Below are 11,139 nucleotides of genomic sequence, written 5' to 3'. Positions count from 1 at the left end.
TGCTGGCGACGTATGGGCAGGGTCGTGAGCGGCCGTTGTTGTTGGGGTCGGTGAAGTCGAATCTGGGGCATACGCAGGCTGCTGCGGGTGTGGCTGGTGTGATCAAGAGTGTGCTGGCGATGCGGCACGGCATCGTTGCCCCGACGTTGCATGTGGATGTTCCGTCGTCGCATGTGGACTGGTCGGCGGGTGCGGTGGAGTTGGTGCGGGAGCCGGTGGCGTGGCCGGACGGTGACCGCCCGCGCCGCGCCGCTGTGTCTTCCTTCGGCCTGAGCGGTACCAACGCTCACGTCATCCTTGAACTGCCTGAGGATGTGTCCGAGCGGATCACTGTGGAGCAGCCGCCGGTGGTGCCGCCGGTGGTGCCGCCGGTGGTGCCGTTGGTGGTGTCGGCGCGGTCGGAGCAGGCGCTGGATGTGCAGGTCGAGCGGTTGCGGGTGGGCGAGCCGTCGGTGGATGTCGCTTACACGCTGGCGGCGGGGCGTGCCCGGTTCCCGCATCGGGCGGTGCTGCTGGCCTCCGATGAGGGCGTCGCCGAGGCCGCGAGGGGAGTGGCTGTCGGCGGGTCGCTGGCGTTGGTGTTCTCCGGTCAGGGTGCTCAGCGCATCGGGATGGGCCGCCAGTTGTATGCCCGTTTCCCGGTGTTCGCCCGCGCTCTGGATGAGGTTCTGGCCGAGCTCGACCCCGTCCTGCGGGACGTGATCTGGGGTGAGGACGAGGAGGCCCTGAACCGCACCGAACACGCCCAGCCGGCGCTGTTCGCTGTTGAGGTGGCGCTGTTCCGGCTGGTGACGTCGCTGGGGGTCAGTCCGAAGTACCTCGCGGGTCATTCCGTGGGTGAGATCGCGGCTGCTCATGTGGCGGGTGTGCTGTCGCTGGCGGATGCGTGTGTGCTGGTGTCGGCCCGTGCACGGTTGATGCAGGCACTCCCGGAGGGCGGGCTGATGCTCGCCGTGGACGCCGACGAGGACGACGTCACCCCGCACCTCACCGGCGGTGTGTCCCTCGCGGCGGTCAACGGCCCCACCTCGATCGTCCTCTCCGGCACCGAGGAGGATGTTCTCGCGGTCGCCGCTGCTCTGCCGGGCCGGCGTACCACGCGGCTGCGGGTCTCGCACGCCTTCCACTCGCCGCTGATGGACCCCATGCTCGACGACTTCCGTGCGGCGATCTCCGACATCGACTTCCAGCCGCCCCGCATCCCGGTCGTGTCCAACCTGACCGGCGCCCTGGCCACCCCCGACGAACTGGGCGACCCCGGCTACTGGGTCCGGCACGTCCGTGAGACCGTCCGTTTCGCCGACGGCATCCGCACACTGGCCGCGCAGGGCGTCACGCGCTTCCTGGAGTTGGGCCCCGACGGCACCCTCACCGCCCTCATCGGGCAGATGGCGCCTGAGGACGCCGTCGCCGTGCCCGTACTGCGCAAGGACCGGCCCGAAGAGACAGCCGCGCTCACCGCCCTCGCTCGCCTCTTCACCCACGGCGTGCCCGTCGACTGGCCGGCACTCCTCACCGGTACGGGCGCCCGCCTCACCGACGTCCCCACCTACCCCTTCCAACACCAGAACTACTGGCCCGAGTCCTCCGAGGCAGTCGCCCTGTCGGCACCCGGCGGCGCTGTCGCCGATCCCGCGGAGGCCGAGTTCTGGGCGGCCGTGGACGACGTCGATGTCGACGGTCTCGCCGCTCAGCTCCACGTCGACGCCGAGGCGTTGAACGACGTCGTGCCCGCGCTGTCGGCATGGCGCGGTCGGCGGCGGACGCGGTCGGCTGTGGACGCGCTTCGGTTCCGTGAGGCGTGGCAGGCGCTCGGGGACGCCGTGGCCGTCGGGGCGCGCGACACCGGGCCGTGGCTGGCCGTCGTTCCGTCGGGGCGGGGTGAGGAACCCTGGGTGCGGTCCGTCGTGGCAGCGCTCGGGGAGCAGACCCTGATTCTGGACGTCGAGGCGGACGACGACCGGGACGGTGTCACACGGCAGGTGCGGGACGCCCTGGCGAGGCTCGACGACGGTGAAGTGCTCGCCGGTGTGGTGTCATTGCTCGCCGACTCGAGCGACGTACGGGACTCCGGTGTGCCCGTGGCCGTGACCGGCACGGCCACCCTGATGCAGGCCCTGGAGGAGACCGGGCTCGACGCCCGTGTGTGGGCGGTGACGTGCGGTGCGGTGAGTGTGCCGGTCGCGGGCGACGCCGCGCGCGGACTGCCCGAACCGCGGGCCGCCGCCGTGTGGGGGCTCGGCCGGGTCGTCGCACTGGAGCATCCGGAGCGCTGGGGAGGGCTCGTCGACCTGCCGGAGGAGCCGGGCGAGCAGGTGCTTCGCCGGTTCCTGGGCGCGCTGGCGCGTACCGACGGCGAGGACCAGATCGCCGTACGGGAGTCGGGTACGTACGGGCGGCGGGTCGTTGCCGCGCCCGCCGGTGAGCAGCCCCCCGGCGAAGACCCCGGTGTGCGCCCCGCCGGGTGGCGGCCGTCCGGAACCGTGCTCGTGACCGGTGGCACGGGGGCGCTCGGTGCACATGTCGCGCGGTGGCTCGCCGGGAACGGTGCCGAGCGGCTGCTGTTGGTGAGCCGGCGTGGACCGGAGGCGCCCGGTGCGGCGTCTCTGGAGGAGGAGCTGTCGGCGGTCGGTGTCGACGTCACGGTCGCAGCCTGCGACATCACCGACCGCGCGGGGCTCGCCGGACTGCTGGCCGCGATCCCGGACGAGGCGCCGCTGACGGCCGTCGTCCACACGGCCGGTGTCCTGGACGACGGGATGCTGCACAGCCTGACGCCGGACCGGTACGACGCGGTGTTCCGGGCCAAGGTGGCTGCCGCCGAAGCCCTGGACGAGCTGACCCGGGACCGGGAACTGGACGCCTTCGTGCTGTTCTCGTCCCTCGCCGGTGCCGTCGGCAACCCCGGCCAGGCCAACTACGCCGCCGCGAACGCCGCGTTGGATGCCCTGGCCCGTCGTCGCGCCGCAGCTGGGCTGCCCGCGACCTCCCTCGCCTGGGGTGCGTGGAGCGGGGCCGGCATGGCCGCCGAGGGGCGGCTCGGCCGGCACGCCTCCACAAGCGCCCTGGAGCCGGGTCTGGCGCTCGCGGCCATGGCCGAACTGGTCGCCGAGAGCGCGCCGGACACGGTCGTCGCCGATCTCTCCGATGCCGAGCTGCTGGACGGCATGTTCGCGCTGCGGCACACCGCGTCCCTCACCTCACTGCCCGGCGCCCGGCAGATCGCGGCCGCCGCCCAGCAGGCCCGGCAGGAACGCGCCGGTGCCGCAGCCGAGTTGCGCACCCGGCTGCTCGCGGCCCGCGAGGACGACCGGCTGCCGCTCGTCCTGGATGTGGTCCGCACCCACGCCGCGGCGGTGCTCGGGCATCCCGGCCCGGACGCCGTCAAGCCCGACCGGGCCTTCCAGGAGCACGGGTTCGACTCCCTCATGGCGGTCGAACTGCGCAAGCGGCTCACCGCGGCCGTCGGCCTGCCGCTGCCTGCCACCATGGTCTTCGACCACCCCACGCCGCTCGTCCTGGCCCGGCACCTGCTCGGGGAAGTCCTCGCCGGGGGCGACTCCGCCGACGCGGTGGCCACCGCCGCCGACGTGTCCGACGAGCCGATCGCGATCATCGGCATGGGCTGCCGCTTCCCCGGCGGCGTCGACTCCCCGGAGGCCTTCTGGGAGCTGATCGCCTCCGGCACCGACACCATCGGCGAGTTCCCCGCCGACCGCGGCTGGGACGTCTCGGGCCTGTACGACCCGGACGCCGACAGGAGCGGCACGACGTACTCGACGCAGGGCGGTTTCCTGGGCGGGGCGGACGAGTTCGACCCCGCATTCTTCGGGATCTCGCCGCGCGAGGCGCTCGTCATGGACCCGCAGCAGCGGCTGCTGCTGGAGACCGCGTGGGAGGCCGTCGAACGCGCCGGCATCGACCCGGCCACGCTGCGCGCCAGCCGCACCGGCGCGTTCATCGGCTCCAGTTACCAGGAGTACGGGCGCGGCGCCGGTGAGGGCACCGAAGGCCACATGGTCACCGGGTCCAGCCCGAGCGTGCTGTCGGGCCGGCTGTCGTACGTGCTCGGGCTCGAGGGCCCCGCGGTCACCGTCGACACCGCCTGCTCGTCCTCCCTGGTCGCCCTGCATCTGGCCTGCCAGTCGCTGCGGGGCGGCGAGAGCACCCTCGCGCTGGCCGGCGGTGCGACCGTCATGACGACGCCGGACTCGTTCGTGGCGTTCAGCAGGCAGCGGGCGCTCGCCGCCGACGGCCGCTGCAAGGCCTTCGGCGACGACGCCGACGGTATGACCCTCGGCGAGGGCGTCGGCCTCCTCCTCGTCGAACGGCTCTCCGACGCCCGCCGCAACGGCCACCCCGTCCTCGCCGTGATCCGAGGCTCCGCCATCAACCAGGACGGCGCCTCCAACGGCCTGACCGCCCCCAACGGGCCCTCCCAGCAGCGCGTCATCCGGCAGGCCCTCGCCAACGCCCGTGTCACCCCGCACGACATCGACACCGTCGAGGCGCACGGCACCGGCACCGCGCTCGGCGACCCCATCGAGGCGCAGGCACTGGTCGCGACGTATGGGAGGGACCGGGATCCGGAGCGGCCGGTGTGGCTCGGCTCGGTGAAGTCCAACATCGGGCACGCCCAGTCCGCCGCCGGAGTCGCCGGCCTCATCAAGATGGTGCTGGCGCTGCGGCACGGCGTTCTGCCGCCCACCCTGCACGTCGAGACGCCGTCCCGGCACATCGACTGGTCCTCCGGGGTGCTCCGGCTGCTCGACGAGGAGCGGCCGTGGCCGGCGGCCGGGCGCCCGCGCCGGGCCGCCGTGTCCTCCTTCGGCATCAGCGGCACCAACGCGCATGCCGTCCTGGAAGAGGCGCCGCCGCAGGAGCCGGTGCCCGCCGAGCCGGACACCGCGCCCGTCGCGCTGGAGACCGCGCCCCCCGTGACCGGCGCCCTGCCCTGGGTGCTGTCCGCCCGCGCCCGCGCCGCCCTGCGGGACCAGGCCGCCGCACTCGCCGCGCACGTCACGGCGCGGCCCGCCGACGACCCGGCCGACACCGGCCACACGCTCGTCACCACCCGCTCGCTGCTCGACCACCGTGCGGTCGCCGTCGGCACCTCCGCCGCCGAACTCACCGCCGCGCTCGACGCGTTCGCCGGGCAGGAGCCCACCGCGCCCGTCGTGCACGGCGAGGCCGACATCGATGGCCGCACGGTGTTCGTCTTCCCCGGCCAGGGCACCCAGTGGGAGGGCATGGGCGCGCGTCTGCTGGACCTGTCGCCAGTGTTCGCGGAGCGCATCGCCGACTGCGCCCTCGCCCTCGACCCGTTCGTCGACTGGTCGCTGACCGCGGTGCTCCGCCAGGAACCCGGCGCGCCGGGACTCGACCGGGTGGACGTCGTCCAGCCCGTCACCTGGGCCGTGATGGTGTCCCTGGCCGCCGTGTGGGAGGAGTGCGGCGTCCGGGCAGACGCCGTCGTCGGCCACTCCCAGGGCGAGATCGCCGCGGCCGTCGTCGCGGGTGCGCTGTCCCTCGAGGACGGCGCCCGCGTCGTGGCGTTGCGCAGCCAGGCCATCGGCCGAACCCTCGCCGGACGCGGGGGCATGATGTCGGTGCCGCTCCCCGTCGCCGAGGCCACCGCCCACCTTCAGCCGTGGGAGGGCCGGCTGTCCGTCGCCGCCGTCAACGGGCCCGGCGCGGTCGTCGTCTGCGGCGACCCCGAGGCCCTGGACGCCCTGCACGGCCGGCTCACCGCCGACGGTGTACGGGCCCGCAAGATCCCCGTCGACTATGCCTCGCACTCCCCGCACGTGACGGACCTGCACGACGAACTCCTCGACGTGCTCGCCCCCGTCACCCCGCGCGAGCCGCACGTTCCGATGCTGTCCACGGTGACGGGGGAGTGGCTCGGTGACCCGGGCGAGGACGGTGGCACGGACGCCGCGTACTGGTACCGCAACCTGCGGCAGACCGTCCGGTTCGGTCCCGCCGTGGAACGGCTCCTGGCCTCCCAGCACCGGGCGTTCATCGAGGTCAGCGCCCACCCGGTGCTCACCCTGGGCATCCAGGGCGCCGTCGACGAAGCGGGCGTCGCGGCGTACGTCGGCGGCACGCTGCGCCGCGGTGAGGACGACGCGCGACGCGTACTGGCCTCCCTCGCGGAGGCGTTCGTACGCGGCGTGCACGTCGACTGGACCGCCGCGTACGGCGGCGGCGCCCGGCGCCGGGTCGATCTGCCCACCTACCGCTTCCAGCACCAGCGGCTCTGGGTACCACCCGTGACACCCGGCGCGGGCCCGGGGGCTTCCGGCACGGAGGACGCCGCCTTCTGGAACGCCGTGGAGGAGTCCGACCTGCCGCGGCTGGCCCGCGATCTCGACGTCGCCCAGGACGCGCTGGCCGCCGTACTTCCCGGTCTCGCCGCCTGGCGCAGGCGCCGCGGCGAGCAGTCCACGCTGGACGACTGGCGGTACAAGGTCCGCTGGGTGCCGCTGTCCGTACCGCCCGGCGCGGCCACGGGGCGGTGGCTCGTCGTCACCGCCGCCGGTGGCGACGGCACGGATGTCGCGCAGGCGCTCGCCGCGCACGGAGCCGAACCCGTGCGCATCGTGCTCGACGGCACCCACCTCGACCGTGAGGCGGTCGCCGCACTGCTGCGGGAGGCGGGACTGGCGGCCGACGTGGACTCCGACGGCTGTACGACCCCCGTCGCCGGCATCGTCTCGCTGCTGGCCGACGCCGAGCAGGACTGCCCGGGCCATCCCGGCGCCGCCCTCGGCACCGCGCTCAACGTCGTCCTCGTACAGGCCCTCGGCGACCTCGATACGGACTGCCCGCTGTGGTTGCTGACCCGGGGCGCCACCGCCACCGGCCGCGCCGACCGGGTCACCCGGCCCGTGCAGGCGCAGTCGGCCGGCATCGGCTGGACCGCGGCACTGGAGCACCCACGCTTCTGGGGCGGCACCGTCGACCTGCCCGAAACCCTTGACGAGCGGACCGCGCGCAGGCTCGCCGCCCTCCTCGCGGGCGGCGCGCACACCGCCGAGGACCAGCTCGCCCTGCGCTCCTCCGGCGCCTTCGCCCGCCGCGTCGTCCGCGACCGTACCGACGACCGCCCGGCTGGCGGCGACTGGACCCCGCGTGGCACCGCCCTCGTCACCGGCGGCACCGGCACCCTCGGCCCCCACGTGGCCCGCTGGCTGTCCGCCCAGGGCGCCGAGCGGATCGTGCTGGTCAGCCGGCGCGGTCCCGAGGCGCCCGGCGCCGCCGAACTCGTCGCCGAACTGGCAGAGTCGGGCACCGAGGCCACCGTCACCGCCTGCGACATCACCGACCGCGGCGCCCTCGCCACCCTTCTGGAACGGCTGCGCGCCGACGGGCACACCCTGCGCACGGTGATCCACGCGGCCGCCGTCATCGAACTGCACACCCTCGCCGCCACCGACCTCGCCGCCGTCTCCCGGGTCCTGCACGCCAAGGTCGACGGAGCCCGCAATCTCGACGCCCTCCTCGGCGACGACGACCTCGACGCGTTCGTGCTGTTCTCCTCCGTCGCCGGACTGTGGGGCAGCGGTCAGCATGCCGCGTACGTCGCCGGCAACGCCCACCTCGGGGCGCTCGCCGCAGAGCGCCGTGCCCGCGGCCTGAAGGCGACCTCCGTCCACTGGGGCATCTGGGCCAACGAACTCGGCGTCGGCCGCGTCGCCCCCGACGACGTGCGCCGCACCGGCCTGGTGTTCATGAACGCCGACCTCGCGCTCGCCGGGATGCGCCGCGCCCTCGACGACGACGAGACGGTCCTCGCCGTCGCCGACGTCGACTGGGACCGCTACTACCCCGTCTTCAGTTCCGTCCGCGAGACCCGGCTGTTCGACGAGGTGCCCGAGACTCGGCGGACCGCCGAGACCACCGAGCGGCAGCAGGCGTCCGCGGACGGCGAGTTCGCCGCCCGGCTGGCCGCGCTGCCGGCCACCGAACGCGACCAGCTGCTCGTGGACACCGTGCGTGGGCAGGCCGCCGCCGTCCTCGGCCTCGCCGGACCCGACGACCTGTCCGAGCGGCGCGCCTTCCGCGACGCCGGCTTCGACTCGCTCACCGCCGTCGACCTGCGCAACCGGCTCGCCTCGGCCACCGGGCTCACCCTGCCCGCCACTCTCGTGTTCGACCGCCCGACGCCCGCCGCGCTGGCGGCGTTCCTGCGCACCCGGTTCGACGACACCGGCACCGGGCCGGCCGTGCCCGCCGCGCCCGTCGCGGTCACCGCCGACGAACCGATCGCGATCATCGGCATGAGCTGCCGCTATCCAGGCGGTGTCGACTCGCCGGAGGCGCTGTGGGACCTCGTCATGTCCGGCACCGACGCCATCAGCGGCTTCCCCGCCGACCGCGGCTGGCCCGTCGACGAGCTGTACGACCCCGACCCGGACACCCCCGGCCGCACCTACGCCGTACAGGGCGGATTCCTGCGCGACGCCGCCGGCTTCGACCCGGTGTTCTTCGGCATCTCGCCCCGTGAGGCACTCACCATGGACCCGCAGCAGCGACTGCTGCTGGAGACGTCCTGGGAGGCCTTCGAGCGGGCCGGGATCGTGCCCGAGCGGATCCGCGGCAGCCGCACCGGCGCGTTCATCGGCGCCAGCTACCACGACTATCCGGCCGCCCACGGCAACGGTGCCGACGGGCACGCCGTGACAGGCTCGCTCACCAGCGTCCTGTCCGGCCGCGTCGCCTACCTGCTCGGCTTGGAGGGCCCGGCCGTCACCCTCGACACCGCCTGTTCCTCCTCCCTCACGGCCCTGCACCTGGCCTGCCAGTCGCTGCGGGGCGGCGAGAGCGACCTCGCCCTCGCCGGCGGTGTCAGCCTCATGGGCACCCCGAACACCTTCCTCGGCTTCAGCAGCCAGCGGGCCCTCGCCCCCGACGGCCGCTGCAAGGCTTACGGGGAAGGCGCCGACGGCATGGCGCTCGCCGAGGGCGTCGGCATGGTCCTCGTCGAACGGCTCTCCGACGCCGTCCGCAACGGGCACCCCGTGCTCGCCGTCGTCCGCGGCTCCGCCGTCAACCAGGACGGCGCCTCCAACGGCCTGACCGCGCCCAACGGCCCCGCCCAGCAGCGGGTCATCCGCGCCGCCCTCGCCGGTGCCCACCTGGAGCCGACCGATGTGGACGCCGTGGAGGGCCACGGCACCGGCACCGCCCTCGGCGACCCGATCGAGGCGCAGGCCCTGCTCGCCACCTACGGCCAGGACCGCGAACTCCCGCTGCTGCTCGGCTCGGTGAAGTCCAACATCGGTCACACGCAGGCCGCGTCCGGCGTCGCCGGTGTCATCAAAATGGTCACGGCGCTGCGGCACGGCGTTCTGCCGCCGACCCTCCACGCCGACACGCCCTCCTCGCACGTCGACTGGTCAGCGGGAGAAGTGCGCCTGCTCACCGGGGCCACCGACTGGCCCGATACGGGGCGCCCCCGGCGCGCAGCCGTGTCCTCCTTCGGCATCAGCGGCACCAACGTCCACACCGTTCTCGAACAGGCCCCGGAGCCGGCCCGGCAGCCCGGCACGCGCGGGGAGGCTCAGCCCGGCACGCCCGAGGTCGTGGAGCCCGTCGGCCCGCTGCCGGTGCTGGTCTCCGCCCGCGGTGACGACGCGTTGCGCGCCCAGGCCGCCCGACTGCTCGCTCTCGCAGAGGAGCGGCCCGACCTGCCGGTCGACCGCCTGGCCGCCGCCCTCGCCCTGCACCGCTCGGCGTTCGAGCGCCGCGCCGCCGTGGTCGCGCACGACCGGGACGACCTGGTGCGCGGCCTGCGCGCCCTGCGCGACGGGCAGCCCGACTCCGCCGTGGTCCGCCCGGCCACGCCCGGCGCCGGACGTGGCCGGGTCGCTTTCCTCTTCACCGGCCAGGGCGGCCAGCGCCTGGGCATGGGCCGTGCACTCTACGACCGTCACCCGGTGTTCGCCGACGCGCTCGACGCCGCCCTCGCCCACCTCGACACGGGGCTCGACGTGCCGCTGAGGGACGTCATGTTCGCGCCCGACGGCACCCCCGAGGCCGCGTTGCTGGACCACACCGGCTACACCCAGCCCGCCCTGTTCGCCTTCGAGGTCGCCCTGTACCGCCTCGTCGAGTCCTGGGGACTGACCCCCGACTATGTGGCCGGGCACTCCGTCGGCGAGATCGCCGCCGCCCACGCGTCCGGCGTACTCGACCTGGCGGACGCCTGCGCCCTGGTGGCCGCCCGCGCCCGCCTCATGGCGCAACTGCCCGAGGGCGGCGCGATGGTGTCCGTGACGGCGACCGAGGACGAGGTGACCGGACTGCTCGACGAGCGGGTGTCCGTCGCCGCCGTCAACGGCCCCTCCTCGCTGGTACTGTCCGGCGACGAGGACGCCGTCGAGGCCGTCGCCGCCACACTCGCCGCACGCGGCCACCGCACCCGGCGACTGCGCGTCAGCCACGCCTTCCACTCGCCCCGCATGGACGCCGTACGGGACGCGTTCGCCGAGGCCGCCGCCGCCATCCGCCCGGCACCGGCCGACATCCCGCTCGTCTCCACGCGCACCGGCAACGTCGTCACCGGCGACGAACCGGCCACCCCCGACCACTGGGTGCGGCACCTCCGCGACACCGTGCGGTTCGCCGACGCCGTGACGACCCTCACCGCGCGGGGCGTCCGGACGTTCCTGGAGATCGGTCCCGACGCCGTCCTCAGCGGCATGACCCGGGCCGTCCTCGACGACGACCCCTCCCTGGGCGAGTCCGCCGCCGTCGTACCGCTGCTGCGCCGTGACCGCGACGAGGTCCCGCAGCTCACCACCGCCGTCGCCGGCGCCCACGTGCACGGCATGACCGTGGACTGGGCGGCCTTCCTCGCCGCCGTCGGCGTCCCCGACCACCACGTCGACCTGCCCACCTACGCCTTCCAGCGGCAGCGCTACTGGCCCGAACCCGGGACCGGCGCACCGGCGTCCGCCGCCGATCCGGCCGAGGCCGCGTTCTGGTCCGCCGTCGAACGCGAGGACACCACTGCCCTAGCCGCGCAGCTCGGCCTCGACGGGGACACCGCCCGTTCGCTCACGCCCGCCCTCGCCGCCTGGCGCCGACGCCGCCACGACCGTGCCCGCCTCGACGCCCTGCGCCACCACG

General features: G+C 74.6%; 1 protein-coding gene. It reads left to right on the top strand.

Annotated elements, in window-relative coordinates:
- The coding region (locus tag FNH08_RS32525) for a type I polyketide synthase (protein WP_152775117.1) at nt 1–11,139 on the top strand (11,139 nt) is incomplete at both ends.

Origin of the sequence: Streptomyces spongiae, from assembly GCF_009377185.1 — a bacterium.
Classification (GTDB): Bacteria; Actinomycetota; Actinomycetes; order Streptomycetales; family Streptomycetaceae; genus Streptomyces; species Streptomyces spongiae.
This window is presented reverse-complemented; position numbering and strand designations above follow the sequence as displayed.